Annotated in this window: 16 protein-coding genes and 2 tRNA genes; 8 read left to right on the plus strand and 10 right to left on the minus strand. The window is 71.7% G+C overall.

The window, feature by feature from the left end:
• The first annotated feature begins 168 nt into the window (after positions 1-168).
• Complete coding sequence (locus DFJ66_RS18335) at positions 169-363, plus strand: hypothetical protein (protein WP_121222664.1); 195 nt, start codon at positions 169-171, stop codon at positions 361-363.
• Between the two features lie 58 nt (positions 364-421).
• Here the strand turns inward: DFJ66_RS18335 and DFJ66_RS18340 are convergent.
• The 3 genes from DFJ66_RS18340 to DFJ66_RS18350 all read right to left on the minus strand — a co-directional run bounded on the left by DFJ66_RS18340 (position 422) and on the right by DFJ66_RS18350 (position 3,778).
• Positions 422-495: transfer RNA gene (locus DFJ66_RS18340), tRNA-Met, on the minus strand.
• 128 nt (positions 496-623) lie between these two features.
• Positions 624-700: transfer RNA gene (locus DFJ66_RS18345), tRNA-Met, on the minus strand.
• 87 nt (positions 701-787) lie between these two features.
• Positions 788-3,778: a UPF0182 family protein gene (locus DFJ66_RS18350; RefSeq protein ID WP_121222666.1), complete on the minus strand. Its 2,991-nt coding sequence runs from the start codon at positions 3,776-3,778 to the stop codon at positions 788-790.
• A 113-nt stretch (positions 3,779-3,891) separates the two neighbouring features.
• Between DFJ66_RS18350 and DFJ66_RS18355 the strand changes: the two genes are divergently transcribed.
• Positions 3,892-4,425 (plus strand): PPA1309 family protein, encoded by a 534-nt coding sequence (locus DFJ66_RS18355; RefSeq protein WP_121222668.1) that lies wholly within the window; start codon positions 3,892-3,894, stop codon positions 4,423-4,425.
• 4 nt (positions 4,426-4,429) lie between these two features.
• On the opposite strand, the gene DFJ66_RS18360 is transcribed toward DFJ66_RS18355, so the two are convergent.
• Entirely contained in the window at positions 4,430-5,515 is a 1,086-nt protein-coding gene (locus DFJ66_RS18360) for a YlbL family protein (protein WP_121222670.1), read from the minus strand.
• Positions 5,516-5,597: 82 nt separating this feature from the next.
• Here DFJ66_RS18360 and DFJ66_RS18365 point away from each other — a divergent pair, with 82 nt between their 5' ends.
• Positions 5,598-6,956 carry a zinc-dependent metalloprotease gene (locus tag DFJ66_RS18365; RefSeq protein ID WP_121222672.1) on the plus strand — a complete coding sequence of 453 codons (1,359 nt, stop codon included), beginning with the start codon at positions 5,598-5,600 and terminating at the stop codon, positions 6,954-6,956.
• Between the two features lie 50 nt (positions 6,957-7,006).
• On the opposite strand, the gene DFJ66_RS18370 is transcribed toward DFJ66_RS18365, so the two are convergent.
• A complete protein-coding gene (locus DFJ66_RS18370) occupies positions 7,007-7,534 on the minus strand; it encodes a M48 metallopeptidase family protein (protein ID WP_121222674.1) in 528 nt (175 codons plus the stop codon).
• A 203-nt stretch (positions 7,535-7,737) separates the two neighbouring features.
• On the opposite strand from DFJ66_RS18370, the gene DFJ66_RS42830 reads away from it, so the two are divergent.
• The 4 genes from DFJ66_RS42830 to DFJ66_RS18385 all read left to right on the plus strand — a co-directional run bounded on the left by DFJ66_RS42830 (position 7,738) and on the right by DFJ66_RS18385 (position 11,164).
• Positions 7,738-7,893: a DUF5679 domain-containing protein gene (locus tag DFJ66_RS42830; protein WP_015098458.1), complete on the plus strand. Its 156-nt coding sequence runs from the start codon at positions 7,738-7,740 to the stop codon at positions 7,891-7,893.
• Between the two features lie 127 nt (positions 7,894-8,020).
• Complete coding sequence (locus DFJ66_RS18375) at positions 8,021-9,031, plus strand: TOMM precursor leader peptide-binding protein (RefSeq protein ID WP_170199513.1); 1,011 nt, start codon at positions 8,021-8,023, stop codon at positions 9,029-9,031.
• A 105-nt stretch (positions 9,032-9,136) separates the two neighbouring features.
• On the plus strand, positions 9,137-10,447 hold the full coding sequence (locus DFJ66_RS18380; RefSeq protein ID WP_121222678.1) for an ABC1 kinase family protein: 1,311 nt from the start codon (positions 9,137-9,139) through the stop codon (positions 10,445-10,447).
• A gap of 171 nt (positions 10,448-10,618) precedes the next feature.
• Complete coding sequence (locus DFJ66_RS18385) at positions 10,619-11,164, plus strand: hypothetical protein (protein ID WP_121222680.1); 546 nt, start codon at positions 10,619-10,621, stop codon at positions 11,162-11,164.
• Between the two features lie 255 nt (positions 11,165-11,419).
• On the opposite strand, the gene DFJ66_RS18395 is transcribed toward DFJ66_RS18385, so the two are convergent.
• The 4 genes from DFJ66_RS18395 to DFJ66_RS18410 all read right to left on the minus strand — a co-directional run bounded on the left by DFJ66_RS18395 (position 11,420) and on the right by DFJ66_RS18410 (position 15,767).
• Positions 11,420-12,313: a class I SAM-dependent methyltransferase gene (locus DFJ66_RS18395; RefSeq protein WP_121222684.1), complete on the minus strand. Its 894-nt coding sequence runs from the start codon at positions 12,311-12,313 to the stop codon at positions 11,420-11,422.
• A gap of 265 nt (positions 12,314-12,578) precedes the next feature.
• Positions 12,579-12,803 carry a hypothetical protein gene (locus tag DFJ66_RS42170; RefSeq protein ID WP_147459300.1) on the minus strand — a complete coding sequence of 75 codons (225 nt, stop codon included), beginning with the start codon at positions 12,801-12,803 and terminating at the stop codon, positions 12,579-12,581.
• Entirely contained in the window at positions 12,800-13,198 is a 399-nt protein-coding gene (locus DFJ66_RS18400; protein WP_121222686.1) for a WhiB family transcriptional regulator, read from the minus strand. The genes DFJ66_RS42170 and DFJ66_RS18400 overlap by 4 nt, the downstream gene beginning before the upstream one ends.
• A 502-nt stretch (positions 13,199-13,700) precedes the next feature.
• On the minus strand, positions 13,701-15,767 hold the full coding sequence (locus DFJ66_RS18410) for an ATP-dependent DNA helicase UvrD2 (RefSeq protein ID WP_170199515.1): 2,067 nt from the start codon (positions 15,765-15,767) through the stop codon (positions 13,701-13,703).
• 62 nt (positions 15,768-15,829) lie between these two features.
• On the opposite strand from DFJ66_RS18410, the gene DFJ66_RS18415 reads away from it, so the two are divergent.
• Complete coding sequence (locus DFJ66_RS18415) at positions 15,830-16,555, plus strand: DUF4191 domain-containing protein (RefSeq protein ID WP_121222691.1); 726 nt, start codon at positions 15,830-15,832, stop codon at positions 16,553-16,555.
• Positions 16,556-16,615: 60 nt separating this feature from the next.
• On the opposite strand, the gene DFJ66_RS18420 is transcribed toward DFJ66_RS18415, so the two are convergent.
• Positions 16,616-17,089, minus strand: coding sequence for an RDD family protein (locus DFJ66_RS18420; RefSeq protein ID WP_121222692.1), 474 nt, complete (start codon positions 17,087-17,089; stop codon positions 16,616-16,618).
• Positions 17,090-17,163 lie beyond the last annotated feature (74 nt).

A 17,163-nucleotide genomic window follows, 5' to 3' on the forward strand; every position in this document is an offset into this window, starting at 1 on the left:
CACTTTTGCGTTCACCCGAACGGCAACCTAAACGTGACTGGCCGCTTTGTTGGTCTTGGTTCGCGGCCCCTGGCTTAGCACAACCCGGTGATGTCGGCTTCCTGGCCTGGCGGATACGTCCAGTGCTGGGATCATCACTCCACGTAGGCATCGTCCTGGGAGGTACCGGTGGGCATCAAGTGGATGGAAGCGAAGGTCGTCAAGAGCGCCCGCGCGTGGGCCAGCGGGTCGATCCCGGAACAGGCGGGCAAGGACGAGTGCATGGTCTGCGGCAAGCAGATCCGGCGGCACCGGACGGTCAGCGGCGAGGGCCGCGTGTGCTCGCTGGTCTGCGCGCAGTACTGGGCGGAGAACATGACCTGATCGGTACGAGCGAAAGGCCCCTCCTCCGGATTCTGCGGAGAAGGGGCCTTCGTTTTAGTAGCGGGGACAGGATTTGAACCTGCGACCTCTGGGTTATGAGCCCAGCGAGCTACCGAGCTGCTCCACCCCGCGCCGCTGCAACCAACTCTACACCACCCGCGAAACGCAATTTCACCGGGGTGCACCCTCGCGACCACAAGGGCCACGACCAGGCACAAGACCCTCTCCCCGGCATTGCGGCCGGGGAGAGGATTTCGCCTTGGTAGCGGGGACAGGATTTGAACCTGCGACCTCTGGGTTATGAGCCCAGCGAGCTACCGAGCTGCTCCACCCCGCGTCGGTAATACGAACTCTACGCGCGGTTTACCGGGGATGCAAATCGGGTGGCCGGAACGTGTTCCAGGCCACCCGATCGCACCCGTGCTCAGCCCGTGGGCGTCGGCGAGGTCTGCTGCACCGAGGACGGCGGCGGCTGGTTGGCGCTGGCCGCCTCGAACCGCTTGGTCGCGTCGTCCAGCGCCTTGTACGCGTTGCCCAGGGCGGCGAAGTCACCGCTGCTCTGCGCGGACTTGATGGCCGCCAGGGCGCTCTGGATGTCGCGCACCGCCTGCTGGAGCTCGCTGCTCTGCCCGTTGCCGTTCTGCGGCGGCGTCGTCGTGGTGCTCGGCGACGACGGCGTCGTGCTCGGCGGGGTCGTGCCCGGCTGGTCGGGCAGCTGCGCCGACGCGCCCGTGAGGACCTTCTCCAGCGCCTCCTTGAGCGTGCTGGCGTAGCCGACCTTGTCGCCGAAGCTGACCAGGACCTTGAACAGCTGCGGGAACTGCGTGTTCTGGCCGGCCCGCTCGATGTAGATGGGCTCCACGTAGAGCAGGCCGCCGCCCACCGGCAGCGTCAGCAGGTTGCCGTAGACGACCTTCGTCTGGCGCTGGGCCAGCAGGTTCAGCTCACCGGAGACCTCACCCGAGGTGAGGAACTGGGTCTGGATCTGCTGGGGACCCTTGGCCTCGTTGTTCAGCGTGAGGACGCTGATCTTCCCGTAGTTGTCCGGATCGGACCGGACGCTGACGTACGAGGCCGCGAACTCGCGGTTCTGCCGCACCAGCGCGCTGGTCAGCTGGAAGCTCACCTTGTTCGCGTCGCCGGTCGGGTCGCCCGCCAGCACGTAGAACGGCGGCTGCTGGTCGCGCTGCTGCTGGCTGCCCTGCTGCTGCTGCTCGACCGTCGTCGCGTTGTCCACGGTCGGGTCGGACGGCACGCCCCAGAACGAGACGCCGGAGTAGAAGTCGCGCGGCCCCTCGACGTGGTAGCGGGCCAGCGTGTCGCGCTGCACCTTGAACAGGTCCTCGGGGTAGCGCAGGTGCTCGCGCAGCGACTGCGACATCTCGCTGCCCGCCTTCACCGTGCCCGGGAACACGCCCATCCACGCCTTGAGGACCGGGTCCTTCTCGTCCATCGCGTACAGGGTCACCGTGCCGTCGTAGGCGTCCACGGTGGCCTTGACCGAGTTGCGGATGTAGCTGACCTGCTTGTTCGGCTGCTGGATGCTGCCGGGCAGCGAGTCGTTGGTGGCCGCGGCCAGCGAGGTGCGGCGCGCGTACGGGTAGTTCTCCAGCGTGGTGTAGCCGTCGACGATCCAGGTGATCTTGCCGTCCACGACCGCCGGGTACGGGTCGGCGTCCACGGTCAGCCACGGCGCCACGGCCTCCACGCGGTCGCGCGGGTGGCGGTTGAAGATGATCCGCGAGTCCTCGCCGATGGCCGAGTTGAACAGGATGTTGCGCTCGCCGTAGGCGGCGGCGAAGACGAGCTTGTTGAAGATGCCGCCGATGCGGACGCCGCCCTTGCCGTCGTAGGTGTACTGGGCGCGGTCGGTGTCGTACTCGCCGGGCGAGCCCTCACCGCGTCCGCCGACGATGGCGTAGTCGGTCCGGTTGCCCAGCTCGCCGAAGTAGGTGCGCGGCTGCTGGACGCCGAACGGGCCCGGCTTGACCTTGCCGTCCGGGTCCACCTCGGCGACGTCGAACACCGGGTAGCCGCCGTTGCCGCCCTGGTCCGCCGGCGAGTTGATCTTGCTGGCCTCGGCGAACACCATGCCGTTGCCGTGGGTGTAGATCAGGTGCTGGTTGATCCAGTCGCGCTGGCCCTCGGGGATGCCGGAGGTCTGCAGCTCGCGCACGGCGACGATGTAGTCCTGGAGCTGGTTGTCCACTTTGTACCGGTCGACGTCCAGCTTCTCCGGGAACGCGTAGAACGGCCGCAGCTGCTGGAACTGCGTGAAGGTCTTGGAGATCACGGCCGGGTCGAGCAGGCGGATGTTGCCCAGCGTCGCCTGGTCGCTCTTCAGCTCCTCCAGCGAGACGTTCTGCTTGCCCTCGTACGGCTTGGTCTCCACCTTGTCGTCGGTGAGCCCGAACGCGTCCTTGGTCGCCGCGATGTTGCGGCTGATCGACTCGGCTTCCTTCTCGATGGCGTTGGGCCGCACCGAGAACTGCTCCAGCACCGCGGGCCACGCCGCGCCGACCAGGATGCTCGACAGCACCAGCAGGACGGTGGCGATCGCCGGGAGCTGGAGGTTGCGCAGCACCGCGCCGACGAAGAACATCGCCGCGCAGAACACGGCGATGCACAGCAGGATCAGCTTGGCCGGCAGCACCGCGTTGAGGTCGGTGTAGGTGGCGCCGATGAACTTGTCGTTGCGGTCGCTGAACAGCAGTTGGTACCGGTCGAAGAAGTACGCCACCGCCTTGAGCAGCACGAACACGCCGGCCACGATGGACAGGTGGGTGCGCGCCGGCCCGGAGAGCTGCCCGCCGCGACCCGCGAGCCGGATGCCGCCGAACAGGTAGTGCGCCACGACCGCGCCCACGAACGAGATCGCCGTCGCGATGAACAGCCACGACAGCAGCCACGAGTAGAAGGGCAGCTCGAAGGCGTAGAAGCTGATGTCGTGCTTGAACTCGGCGTCCTCCACGCCGAAGGGCACCGAGTTGAGGAACAGCTGGAAGTGCTGCCAGTCGCCCTGCGCCGAGGTGCCCGCGATCAGGCCGACCAGCAGCGGCAGCCCGATGCCGAACAGCCGCATCCGCCGGGTGACCACCGCGCGGTAGCGGGCCACCGGGTCGTCGGGCCCGGACACCGGCACGAACACCGGTCGGGTCCGGTAGGCGATGATCAGGTTGAGCGCGACGAGACCGCCGACCAGCGCGCCGACCGCGAAGAACAACCCGAAGCGGGTCGCCAGCACGGTTCCGTAGACGCTGCGGAAGCCGACCTCGCCGAACCACAGCCAGTTGACGTAGGTGCCGAGCAACCTGGAGCCGGTGATCAGACCGACCAGGACCACCGCACCGACGATGAGCAGAATCCGGCTTCGACGGGACAGCCTGGGCAGTCCGACCGGGGGCCGAGTGGCCACTGGGCACGCTCCTGGATCGCGGTAATGGCTTTCGTACGTTCTGTCCAACTGTACGGAGGCCGCCGAGGGTTCCCCGTTCGGTCGACCGATTCGACGGATGGGACCATGGCGGCGTGCCAGCCAGTGACAAGCCGACCGTCGCGCTGCCCGCCGTGGCCCGAGAGGTCGAACAGTTCGTGTCCTCCGCCGGGTGGAACCAGCCGCCGCAGCTGTTCGCGCTGGTCCCGACGGCCGACCTGCTCGCGCAGCAACCGGAGCTGGCGGGCCAGCTCGACCCGGCGACCTCGCCGCTGACGCCCATCGCGCAGGACGCGCTGCCCTCCGACCAGCTGGACCAGGCGCTGGCGGGCATCGCCTGGCCGGACGCGGTCCACGGCTGCGCGCTGGCGCAGGAGATCGTCGTCCTGCCGCCCGACGCCGAGTCGCAACTGGCCGAGGGCGAGCTGGACGACGAGGCCGCGCGCCAGTTCGCGGCCGAACACCCGCAGCGCCGCGAGGCTCGCCTGGTGGCGGCCGTCCTGCGGGACGGTTCGGCGGCGTGCGTGCTCCGGCTGCGCGGCAACACGGAGGTCCCCGAAGAGCTCGTCGAGCACCCGGAGCTGGCGCCCAACCTGACGGACGCCCTGCTGGCGACGCTGAAGCCCTAGCGGGTCAGCAGGTCGGGAAGCCGCGGCCGGCGTTGATCGCCTCCAGCGAGGACACGGCGTCGGCCAGCTTCTCCACCTTCACCAGCTGCATGCCCTCGGGCGCGTGCTGCTTGGCCTCGTCGCAGTTGCCGGCCGGCACGAGGAACGTCCGCGCGCCCGCCTCGTACGCGGCGACCATCTTGAAGTTGATGCCGCCGATGCGCCCGACGTTGCCCCGGTCGTCGATCTCGCCGGTGCCCGCGACGGACTTGCCGCCGTTGAGCTCGCCCGGCGTCAGCTTGTCGACGATCGACAGCGCGAACAGCAGCCCCGCCGACGGCCCGCCCACGTCGGACAGGCTGATCTTGATGTCGAAGTCGACGTCCGCGCGGTCCACCGGGAGCACGCCGAGGAACCCGTTCTGCCGGTCGTCCTGCTTGCCCAGGGTCACGCGCGCGGTCTGGCGGGCGGACTCGCGCTGGAAGGTGATGTCCACCTGGTCGCCGGGCTTGGTGCCCTCCAGCGCCGTCCGCACGTCCTCGTACTGCGTGACCTCCTTGCCGTTGACCGCGAGCAGGCGGTCGTTGGGCTGGATCACGTTGTCGGCGGCGCTGCCCTTGGTGACCTCGGCGGCGACGACCTTCATCGGGTACTGCAGGTAGCGCAGCGCGGCGACCTCGGCGCTGGTCTGCGAGTCCTGGAACGCCTTCACGTTCTGGTCGCGGACCTCCTGCTCGCTCTCTCCGGGCCGGAAGAACTCCTCGCGCGGCGCGAGCGCGTACCGGCCGCTGACCCACAACCCCAGCGCGCCGAACAGGGACACGTCGTCGGTGAGCGACACGGTGGTCATGGTCAGCGTGCCGCCGGTCGGGAACGTCTGCTGCCGGTCGATGTGCACCACGTCGGCGCCGTTGACCTGGCTGAGCGTGTCGTAGGTCGGGCCCGGTCCGAGCGCCACGTACGGCACCCGCGCGAACCCGCCGAGCAGGCCGAGGCCCAGCACCACCGCCAGGCTGATCACCAGGGTCCACGTCCGCCGGGTCAACCCGCGCCGGGGCGGAGCGGGCGGCGGGGTCGGCTGGTCCACGACGGTGTCGGTGCCTTCGGTCACGCCCGACAGGGTACGGCCACCCCCCTCACGCCGTGGGCGAACCTGTCCTACGCGGCACGGGCGTCCCGCGTACCGTGGTGGCATGAGTGACGTGCCCTTCGGGTTCAGCCCGCAGGACCCCGACGACCGCGACCGGAGGCCCGAGGAGCCGGGCGGCAACCCGTTCGACTTCTCGCAGCTGGGCGCGATGCTGAGCCAGCTCGGCGCGATGTTCAGCGGCGCGGGCACGTCGTCCGGTCCGGTCAACTACGACCTCGCGAAGCAGATCGCCCTGCAGCAGCTGGCGGGCAAGGGCGGGATGGGCTTCGCCCCGGACCAGAACAGCGCGGTGGCCGACGCCGTGCACCTGGCGGAGATGTGGCTCGACCCGGTCACGGCGCTGCCCGCGGGCACCACCAAGGCCGAGGGCTGGACCGCCCGCGACTGGGTGGAGCGCACCCTGCCGACGTGGCAGCGGCTGTGCGACCCGGTGGCGCGGCGGATGTCCGGCGCGTGGGTGGACGCGATGCCCGCGGAGGCCAAGGAGGCGGCCGGTCCGCTGCTGTCGATGCTCGGGCAGATGGGCGGCATGGCGTTCGGGTCGCAGCTGGGCGGCGCGCTGGCGCAGCTCGGGTCGGAGGTGCTGACCTCCACCGAGGTGGGCCTGCCGCTGGGTCCAGAGGGGACGGCGGCGCTGCTGCCCGCCAACATCGAGAAGTTCACCGAGGGCCTGGAGCGGCCGGCCAGTGAAGTGCTGGTGTTCCTCGCCGCACGCGAGGCCGCGCACCAGCGGCTGTTCAGCCACGTGCCGTGGCTGCGGCAGCGGCTGCTGGACACGGTGGAGGAGTTCGCGCGGGGCATCACGGTCGACACCTCGGCGCTGGAGCAGCTCGCGGGCCAGGTGGACCCGGCGAACCCGGCCTCGATCGAGGAGGCCATGAAGTCCGGCATGCTCGAGCCGCAGACCACGCCCGAGCAGAAGGCCGCGCTGACCCGCCTGGAGACGCTGCTGGCCCTGGTCGAGGGCTGGGTGGACGTCGTGGTGGCCGAGGCGGTCACCGAGCGGCTGCCCGGCGCGGAGGCGCTGCGCGAGACGCTGCGGCGGCGGCGTGCCTCGGGCGGTCCGGCGGAGCAGACGTTCGCCACGCTGGTCGGGCTGGAGCTGCGGCCCCGGCGCCACCGGTCGGCGGCGGCGCTGTGGAAGCTGCTGGGCGACCAGCAGGGGATCGAGCAGCGCGACAGCGTGTGGGAGCACCCCGACCTGGTGCCCACCGCCGAGGACCTGGACGACCCGATGGAGTTCGTGGAGCGGTTCGGCCAGACCCGCAAGGCCCTCGAGGACCCGATCGCGGAGCTGGAGCGCACCCTTCGCGAGGCCGAGGCGGACACTCCCCCCGACGACACGCCGCCCGCCGACAAGCCCTCGGACGGCGAGCCCGGCCAGGACAAGCGCGAGGACTGACCCCACGCTGACGCCGGCTCACCCGCCCGGGTGAGTCGGCGTCACCCGTTCTAGTCCTCCTCCGTGATGCCCAGACCGGCGGCGGCCGACAGCCCCTCCAGGTACCCGACCGCCCGCTCGGCCTTCGGGTAGCGGTGCACGAGGTCCCAGAAGTCCTTCCCGTGGCCCGGCACGCGCAGGTGCGCCAGCTCGTGCACCAGGACGTAGTCCAGCACCCACGCGGGCACGTCCCGCAGCCGCTCGCTGATCCGGATCGTGCCCTCGCTGGGTGTGCAGGACGCCCACCGCGTGCGCATCGGCGGCACCCACCGCACGCTGCTGGGCTGGACGCCGTCCAGGTACCGGTCGGCCAACTCCTCGCACCGCGCGAGCAGGGCCGCGTCCGACGTGCGCGTGGGCGAACGCCTGCGGGTCTCGCTGCGCTGGAGGCGGCTGAGCATCTCCGCCACCCAGTGCTTCTCCTCGCTCTTGCTCATGCGCGCCGGCAGCAGGACGACGACGGTGTCCCCCTCGCGGTACGCGCTCACCATCCGACGGCGCCGAGCGCTGCGCCGTACCTCCACCTGCGGTTCGGGCATGGGCATCACGGTAAGGCCCGACACCGACAATCCGCGGCGGCCAAGCGGCGGTCTGTGGATGGTCGGACGAACAGATTCGCCCGAACGACGGCTGGACACGCGGGAGGCGGCGTGCAGCGGTACCGCGTCCGCACAGGTAGCGTGCTGCGCAGCCCCCGAGTGTGGCGCAGATCGCTCCGCACTCACGAAGCGAGGAGGAAGCCGTGGCCGAGACCTACAACGGCTACTGCGTCAAGTGCCGTGAGAAGCGTGACTTCACGGGCGAGGTGCACGAGAGCAACAACCGCAGGATGGCCAAGGGCAAGTGCCCCGTCTGCGGGACCACGGTGACCCGGATCCTGGGCAAGGCGAAGGTCTGACCGCGCGGTGGCCGGGCCGCCGCGCCCGGCCACCCGTCAAGGCCCCGCCACCGGGGTTGTGGACAGCCCGAAGACCTGTGGACAACCGATTCGCCGCAGGTCACGGGGTCGCGGCAGGCTGCTCGCCGTGACGCCACCCCACCGCCCCCGGGTCCTGCCGGGCCTGCCCGTGCTGCGCCGCCGCGCCGACGCCGTCCAGTTGGGCGTCGACGCCCGCCACGCCGTCCTGGTCGAGGACCTGACGGCCCAGATGACGACGGCCCTGCTCGGGCTGTCCGGCCGGCACACCTCCGCCGAGCTGCGCGACCAGCTGCCCGCCGACCAGGTCGAGGACTGGGTGCGGCTGGTGGACGCCCTGGTCGGGACCGGGCTGGTCGAGGAGACCGTGCCCGTGCCGCACCCCCGGCTGGCCGCCGAGACCACCGCGTGGGCGCTGCGCACCGGCCGACCCGCGCCGTCGCTGGCCGCCGACCGGGCCGCCAAGTCCGTCGTCGTCCACGGCGACGGCCGTCTGACCAGCGCTGTTGCCGGTCTGCTCGCCGCCACCGGGGTCGGCTCGGTGCGGGTCGCCACGCAGGGTCGGGTGGGTCCGGAGGACACCGGAGCCGGGTACACCGAGGACGACGTGTACCGGTACCGCTCCGACGCCGCCGCGGACGTCCTGCACCGGGCGTGCGGCGCGGTCCGCACGGGTCCGCGCACGAAGACACCCGATCTGGTGGTGCTCGCCGACGCCCTGGTCCCCCGCCCCGAGCTGCTGCGGGGGCTGGTGCTGGACCGCACGCCCCACCTGGCGGTCCGGGTCCGCGAGGGCCTGGGCGTGGTCGGGCCGCTCGTGGTGCCGGGGCGCAGCAGTTGCCTGACGTGCGCCGACCTGCACCGGACCGACGCCGACCGGGACTGGCCGGTGCTGGCCGCCCAGCTGGTCGACCGGCCCCAGCACGGCGACCTGGCCACCGTCACCGCCACGGCCGGGCTCGCGGTGGCGCAGGTGCTGCTCGCGCTGGACCACGAGACGACCGCGCGCACCCGCCCGCCCACGTGGGACGCGACGCTGGAGGTGGACGCGTTCGCCGGGCTCGTGGAGCACCGGATCGCACCCGTGCACCCCCGCTGTGAGTGCCGCTCGCTTGTGTGAGTCGTTCCTCAGCGTGCCCTGTGTAGGTTCGGGTGTGGACCAAGTCGATCGTCGTGTTGGCGGACGTGTTCGCCGTGTTCGCCGGGGCGGGGGGAGAATCTTCGGGTGAGCGAGATCCCGCGCAAGGCCGTGCAGCGCACCGCGAAGCTGGCCAGCCTGCCCATCGGGGTGGCCGGCCGGGTCGTGGGCGGCTGGGGCAAACGGCTCGCAGGCCGCAGTTCCGAGGAGGTCAGCGCCGAGGTGTCGGCGAAGACCGCGGAACAGGTCTTCGCCGTGTTGGGCCAGCTCAAGGGCGGTGCCATGAAGTTCGGGCAGGCCTTGAGCGTGTTCGAGGCGGCGGTGCCCGACGAGCTGGCCGAGCCGTACCGGGAGGCGCTGACCAAGCTCCAGACCGCCGCTCCGCCGATGCCCGCGCGCACCACGCACCGGGTGCTGACCGAGCAGCTCGGGTCGGGGTGGGTGAAGCGGTTCGCGTCGTTCGACGACGAACCGGCGGCGTCCGCGTCCATCGGCCAGGTGCACCGCGCGGTGTGGCACGACGGGCGCGACGTGGCGGTCAAGGTGCAGTACCCGGGCGCGGACGAGGCGTTGCAGGCCGACCTCAAGCAGCTGCTGCGGTTCTCCCGGCTGTTGCAGGCGATCATGCCGGGCACCGAGGTGAAACCGCTGCTGGAGGAGCTGCGGGACCGGTACCTGGAGGAGCTGGACTACCGCACCGAGGCGGCGAGCCAGCGGGTGTTCGCGAAGGCGTTCGAGGGCGACGACCACGTGCTGGTGCCCAAGGTCGTCGCCAGCTCGCCCAAGGTGATGGTCAGCGAGTGGACCGATGGCGTGCCGCTGTCGAAGATCATCCGTTCGGGTGAGCGCGAGGAGCGCGACCTGGCGGGCCGGCTGCTGTCGGAGTTCCACTTCTCGGCCCCGAGCCGGTCGGGCCTGCTGCACGCCGACCCCCACCCGGGCAACTTCATGCTCGGCGCGGACGGCCGCCTGCGCGTCCTCGACTTCGGCGCCGTCGCCCGCCTCCCGGACGGCCTGCCCAAGACGTTGGGCCTGATGACGAGGCTCGCCCTGGACGGCCGCTCGACGGACCTGCTCGACCTGCTGAAGGCCGAGCGCTTCATCCGCCCCGGCACGGAGCTGCAGGAGGACGACGTCCTCAACTACCTCGCGCCGTTCGTCGAGCCGCTGCGCACGGAGACCTTCCACTTCACCCGGAAGTGGCTGCAGAAGCAGGCGGAACGCGTGGGCGACCTGCGCAGCCCGGACAGCCACACCGGCAGGTCGCTGAACCTGCCCCCGCAGTACCTGCTGATCCACCGCGTGACCCTGGGCGCGACCGGCATCCTCTGCCAACTCGACGCCCACGTCCCGGCCCGCGAGATCGTCGAACGCTGGCAGCCCGGCTTCGCCGACTGACCCCGGACACGCACGCCGGGCCGCCCACCGCGGCCCGGCCCGCACCCCGCCGGCCGCCCGCGCAGTCCCTCGAGCACCCCACCCGGCGGCGAGTTGTCCACAGGTCCCGAGTTGTCCACAGTTCGCGATTTCGCCCTGGCGGCACCCCGCTCCCGGGCCGATCCTCGACCCATGGACGTGATCAAGACCTCGGACCTGAAGGCCGCGGGCGTGCCCCGCTACCGCATCGACCTGCGCTGCCGCCCCGGCGGCCCGTGGCAGCGCATCCTGCCCGGCGTGCTGCTCCTCGGCGCGGCACCGCCCACCCGCGCCGACCGCGTCAAGGCGGCCCTCGCCTACGCCGGCCCGGAGGCGGTCCTCACCGGCGTGGACGCCCTCCACACCCACGGCCTGCCCGACCTGCCACTGCCGCCCCGCGTGCACGTGCTCCAACCCGCCGGCCGCCGAAGATCCGGCGACCACCACGTGCTCCTGGAACGCACCACCCGCCTGCCCAGGCCGGTGCACAAGGACGGCTTACCCCTGGCCCCGCCGGCCAGAGCCGTCCTCGACGCGGCGCGCCACGAACCCCACCCCACTCGAGCGCACGGGCTGCTCACCGCCGTGCTCCGGTCAGGCCTGTGCTCACCACCGACCCTGCTGGCCGAACTCGACGCCGGCAGCAAACGCGGCGCGGCGACACCCCGCTCGTTCCTCCGCGCCCTGACCCACCACTAGCCCCAGCCCCGCGCACCAGTCACCCGCAGGAGCCGCCCATCGAGCAGATACCCATCACCAACAGTCGGCATCACCAGTAGTCGGCAGGCAGCTTGCCCTCGATGTCGCGGACGTGGTTCCGCGCGCACACGTGGCACAACCACTGGTCGTGCCCGCGGTCCTTCTCACGCACCCACGCAAGTAGTTCGGCCGGGTTCGTGACGGACTGACGGGTCCGCCCGCAGCGCGCGCACGCCTCGGTCCCGGCCGCGGTGCTCACGGCTTGCGGCCCAGGTGCACGGTGTTCGCGACGAGCAGGTAGACGTCGTCGCGGAGGCCGACGTACTCCGGGTCCTGCGGGTCGAGGAGCCGCTCGACCGTGCGCCGGTCCGCGGGGTGCAGGCGGTCGCCGGCGACGTCGGCCAGCCACTGGAGGCGCTCGACCGCCCAGTCCCGCACCGCCTGCTTGGCGGGCGCGGGGTGGTCGACGAGGTAGCTGAACGCGGTCACGTCGAGCAGGCCGGCCTCGGCCAGCACGATGTTCCACCCCACGGGCAGCCGCACCTTGTCGGTCATGGACTCCCGCATGCGCACGAACCACTCGGCGCGCGCGGCGGCCAGGCGTTCCTGGAGGCCGGGTTCGCCGACGCCGAGGTCCCACGGCAGGAACCTGCCCTCCAGGCCGCCTTCGGCCAGGGCGAGCACTCCGCCGGGCGCGAGCGCGTCGACCAGACCGGCCACCCCCTGCCGCTCGTCGGGCAGGTGGTGGACGACGCGCGCCGCCCACACCAGGTGCGCCGGGTCGGTGAGGTCGGCCAGGCGTTCGGTGGCGATGTCGGCGAGCACCGGGCGGACCTTGACCGTGGGGTTGGTGTTGTCGTGCCCGTAGCTGGCGGCGGCACGCGCGGCGGTCGTCGCGGCGTCGAGGAGCTCCGGCACGGCGTCGATGAGGACGACGGTGCCGCCGCCACGCGCGTTGAGCGCTTCGACGAGGGCCACGCTCATGCCTCCCGCGCCACTGCCGACGTCGACGACGACCGGGCTGTCCGGCAACGAGCGGACGAGCCGGCGCGCGACCACGCGCTCGGCCTCGGCGTCGAGTTCGTTCGCCCGGCGCAGTGCGGTCAGGCGGGTTGCCCAGTCGATTCCGTCGTGAGTGTGAGCGGCCACACCTCAGACCGTACCTACGACAAGACCCGCCCTCCCATCGAAAAGGAGGGCGGGCCGCATCGAACAGCGTCACGCACGCACGGAGACCGGGTCCCGACTGGCGGTAGGCCGGGTCCCGACGGCGGGAGGCCGGCCGGCACCGGGTCCGGTTCGGGCCGAGAAGTCGACCCCCGTCCCCGGTGCCGGCCGGCAAGTCGGTCGCCACCCGGTGCCGGCCGGCTCGCCGACCGACCGACACCGGGTGTGCGGGACAGGTGCTCCGGCGTCAGACGGCGCGGGCCTTGAGCAGTGCCCTGCGCTGGGCCCATCCGGCCAGTCGGCGCCACCGGCGGGCGACGACGAGGCGGTGGGCCACGCGTTGCTGTTCGGCGAACACCTCTGCGTCATGCATTCGGGATCTGGCCAGGTTTTCTTCGAGCAACATGGGGTTACCTCGCGGGTTGAGTTCGATGATCACTGCTTCGTCTGCGGTGGTGCGGTAGCCGTTCACGCGGCGGCCTCCTGGTCGGTAGCCCCCCGGACGGTGGTGGTTGCGGCGGGTGCCGCGGGCACTGCGGGCGTCGCGTCCTTGCGCGGACGGCCACGGGGCCGCTTCCGCGCGATGACGGCACCGCGCTCGAAGATCTCGCCGCCCCAGACCCCCCAGGGCTCGTGCCGGGCGATGGCGCCCGCCAGGCACTCGGCGATCACCGGGCACGTGGTGCAGAACGCCTTCGCCTGCTCCAGCTCGGCGGGAGCGTCGGCGAACCACAGGTCCGGGTTGTTGGTACGGCAGGGAAGCTCCAGACCGGCGTCCGGCGCGGTGTCGATCAGGTTGGCGACACCGGTCGTGGCGAGGTCCTCGGCGGACAGCGTCCCGGTTATCGGGACGGTCGCGGTCAACATCAGGTGGACTCCTGTCACAGGTCTTGCGATGGGGTTTGTCCTGCGGAAAACAGGTCGAACAAACACGAAGGCCGCGGATCCGGTTACGGGTCCGCGGCCTTCGTGGGCTTCAGGTGGCCTGATGCTGGTGGGCTCAGGTCCTTCGCCTGTGCGCGGACGGCGCAACGTTCTGAGTCGGGACAACGGTCGGCATGTACTGCGCCGGCACCTGGATCACGTGAACTCGCTCGCCGCCCCACTCGAAGGCGCGGCGATCGCGGGCAGACTTCTCCCCCGCGACGCGAGCGTTGCCGGACACAGCGCAAACACCGGTCATGAGGAGACCGGGCATCCCGATGGTCATCGGAGTGTTCACAACCGGTCACCTCCTCGGTGCGGCTAGTCTCGGAGCAACGCTCTTCATCCCCAGCAGGCGCTCTTCGCGCCTGGCCTCAGCAGGTTATGACCCTGCCCCAGACCGGTGCAACCGGTTTTTCCAAATACCTGTCGATCGTGTGAAGTTTCAGCGTTTTCCCTGCACAAGGGCGAGGACGTCGGCGCCGTACCGGTCGAGCTTCGCCGCGCCGATGCCGGCGATCGCGACGAGCCCCGCGATGTCCTCGGGGCGCTGTTCGGCGATCGCCACGAGCGTGGAGTCGGTGAAGACGACGTACGCCGGCACCTTCAGCTCCTTCGCCCGCCCCGCGCGCCACGCCCGCAAACGGCCCAACAGCTCTTCGTCCAGGTCCGACGGGCACGTGCCGCACCGGCTGAGCTTGACCGCCGTCGCGTCCACCAACTGCGTCCCGCACACCCGGCACTGCGGCTTGGGCCGCTTCTGCACCGGCTCCCGCTTGGCCACCGTGCGCGAGGCGGGGTGGTCGTCGGGGATGAGCCCGTAGAGGAACCGGCTGCGCCGCCGGAACCGGCGACCACCGGCCGCGCGGGCCAGCGCCCACGACAGCCACAGGTGCTCACGCGCCCGCGTCACCCCCACGTACAGCAGGCGGCGCTCCTCCTCGACCGCGGCCTCGTCGCCGTCCGCGTGCAGGATCGGCAGGGTGCCCTCGACCAGGCCGACGAGGAACACCGCGTCCCACTCCAGGCCCTTCGCGGCGTGCAGCGACGCCAGCGTCACGCCCTCGACGGTCGGCGGGTGCTGGGCCTCGGCCCGCACCTCCAGCTCGGTCACGAACTTCGGCAGGTCCGCCCCGTCGACGGTGGCCACCAGCTCCTCGGCCAGCTCCACCAGCGCGAGCAGCGACTCCCACTTCTCCCGGGCCGCGCCGCCGGAGGGCGGGTCGTCGGTCAGGCCGATGGGGGCCAGCACCTCCCGCACCACCTTGGGCAGCTCGCCCGGCGGGTCCTGCGCCGCGGCCTGCCGCAGCGCCACCATCGCCTGCCGCACCTCGGCGCGCTGGAAGAACCGCTCACCGCCGCGCACCTGGTAGGGGATGCCCAGCTCGGCGAGCGCCTGCTCGAAGATCTCCGACTGCGCGTTGACCCGGTACAGGATGGCGATCTCGCTGGCCGACACGCCCTCGTCCAGCAGCGCCTTCACCCGCCGCGCGACGGCCGCGGCCTCGGCGGGCTCGTCGTCGAACTCGGTGAACTTCGGCGCGGGGCCGTCCGGGCGCTGCCCGATCAGCCGCAGCCGCGCGCCCGCGGGACGCCCGCGCGCCCACTTGATGACCTCGTTGGCCAGGGCCACGACCTGCGGCGTCGACCGGTAGTCGCGCTCCAGCCGGACCACGGTCGCCTCGGGGAAGCGGCGGTTGAAGTTCAGCAGCGGCATCGGCGAGGCGCCGGCGAAGGAGTAGATGGTCTGGTTGGCGTCGCCGACGACGGTCAGGTCGTCGCGGTCGCCCAGCCACGCGTCCAGCACGCGCTGCTGGAGCGGGGTGACGTCCTGGTACTCGTCGACCACGAAGCAGCGGTAGCGGTCGCGGAACTCCTCGGCGACGTCGCCGTGCTCCTCCAGCGCGGCGGCGGTGTGCAGGAGGAGGTCGTCGAAGTCGAGCAGCTGGGCGTCGTTCTTGAGCTGCTCGTAGGTGCGGTAGACCTGCACGACCTGCTCGGCGGGCGCCGGGGTGTCGCGGTGCGCCTTGCCCGCGGCGGCCGGGTAGGCGTCGGGCGTGACCAGCGAGGCCTTGGCCCACTCGATCTCGCTCGCGAGGTCGCGCAGCGAGTCCGACTCGGTGGACAGGCCCGCCCGGTTGGCCGCCTGGGCGACCAGCCGCAGCTTGTTGCGGTCGATCAGCTCCCAGTGCGGCCCGCCGACGACCCGGGGCCAGAAGTAGCGCAACTGCCGAAGCGCCGCGGCGTGGAAGGTGCGGGCTTGCGCGCCGTGCACGCCGAGCGCCCGCAACCGGGTCCGCATCTCGCCCGCGGCACGCGCGGTGAAGGTGACGGCGAGCACTTGGCCGGGCGCGACGTGACCCCGTTGCACCAGGTAGGCGATGCGGTGGGTGATCGTCCGGGTCTTGCCGGTGCCCGCCCCGGCGAGCACGCAGACAGGACCGCGCGGCGCCTCGACCGCGGCCCGCTGTTCCGGATCGAGTCCCTCCAGCAGCCGCTCCATGCCCCGCATCCTCGCATTGCACACCCACCGCGCGGTGATGGGGCGACGCGGCGCGCCGTATCCTGGTGGGTATGGCTGGTAAGGACAAGGCGGCGGCGAAGGCAGCGGCCCAGGAGCGCCGCGCGGCGGCGAAGGCCCGGCGGGGCCAGATCTTCGAGGCGTTCAAGATGCAGCGCCGCGAGGACAAGGCGCTCGTGCCGCTGATGCTGCTGTGCCTGCTGGGCGCGACGGCGGCGGCGTTCCTCATCGGCCTGATCTGGGACATGCAGTGGGTGCTGCTGCCCCTGGGCATCGCCGTGGGCGCCCTGCTGGCCGTGATCGTCTTCGGCCGCCGCGTGCAGCGGACTGTCTACGCGAAGGCCGACGGCCAGCCCGGCGCGGCCGGCTGGGCGCTGGACAACCTGCGCGGACGCTGGCGCGTGACCCAGGGCGTGGCCGCGACCGGCAGCGCCGACATGGTCCACCGCGTGATCGGCCGCCCCGGCGTGGTCCTGGTCGCCGAAGGCGCTCCGCACCGGGTCAAGGGTCTGCTGGCCCAGGAGAAGAAGCGCGTGTCCCGGGTGATCGGCGAGACCCCCATCTACGACGTCATCGTGGGCGCCGAAGAGGGCCAGGTCCCGCTCCGCAAGCTCCAGAGCCACCTGATGAAGCTGCCGCGCAACATCTCCGCGGCCCAGGTGGACACCCTGGAGAACCGCCTCCAGGCCCTGGCCAGCCGAGGCACCGCACTCCCGAAGGGCCCCCTGCCCCAGGGCGCGAAGATGCGCAACATCCAACGCGCCATGCGCCGCCGCTGACCCCTCGCGGGACACCCCCACAGCACGGGCGTGGGGGTTTCGGCCGACGTCAGCGGACCGTCAGCGGACGCGGATGACCACGGTCCCGGTCGCCTTGTCGTGCAGGCAGCGGCCGTCCGCGTCCCAGATCACGGCCGGGATGACCGGGAAGATGAGCAGCGTGCGCAGGACCGCCCTGGGCAGGCCCACCAGGGGTGCGCCGTCCAAGCGGGCCACGCGCAGCCCGAAGACCGCGTGGCCCGGGGTGAAGCCGAAGAAGCCCACGGCGATGATCGTGATGGCGAACCAGGCCAGCAGGCTCCAGTTGCGCGGCAGCTCCGGGTAGGTGAAGACGCTGGCCACGCCCATCGCCAGGGCGAAGTCGAGCAGGATCGCGAACGCGCGTCGGCCGCTGCCCGCCACGGCACCCGGGCCGGACTGGGGCAGGCCGAGGCGTTCGCCCTTCCAGCGTTGAGCGGTGCCGTCGCCGGAGTCGGCGCCCGGCTCCAGTGCCGAGCGGGGTCCTGACAGCCACGAACCGGTCCACTTGCTCACCCCACCAGAGTAAAGCCGTGCTCAGCGGGTGAGGAGTGGCAGGTCGGGTTGCCGGTCCCGGGTGGCCCGTTAAC

This window comes from Saccharothrix variisporea (assembly GCF_003634995.1).
Taxonomy (GTDB): Bacteria; Actinomycetota; Actinomycetes; order Mycobacteriales; family Pseudonocardiaceae; genus Actinosynnema; species Actinosynnema variisporeum.

Coding starts and splice junctions, on each gene's coding strand:
- DFJ66_RS18400 (WP_121222686.1), bottom strand. CDS start 13,198: ATGTTGACCGCGACCGTCCCGATAACCGGGACGCTGTCCGCCGAGGAC.
- DFJ66_RS18415 (WP_121222691.1), top strand. CDS start 15,830: ATGGCTGGTAAGGACAAGGCGGCGGCGAAGGCAGCGGCCCAGGAGCGC.
- DFJ66_RS18365 (WP_121222672.1), top strand. CDS start 5,598: ATGAGTGACGTGCCCTTCGGGTTCAGCCCGCAGGACCCCGACGACCGC.
- DFJ66_RS18385 (WP_121222680.1), top strand. CDS start 10,619: ATGGACGTGATCAAGACCTCGGACCTGAAGGCCGCGGGCGTGCCCCGC.
- DFJ66_RS18370 (WP_121222674.1), bottom strand. CDS start 7,534: ATGCCCGAACCGCAGGTGGAGGTACGGCGCAGCGCTCGGCGCCGTCGG.
- DFJ66_RS18410 (WP_170199515.1), bottom strand. CDS start 15,767: ATGCGGGGCATGGAGCGGCTGCTGGAGGGACTCGATCCGGAACAGCGG.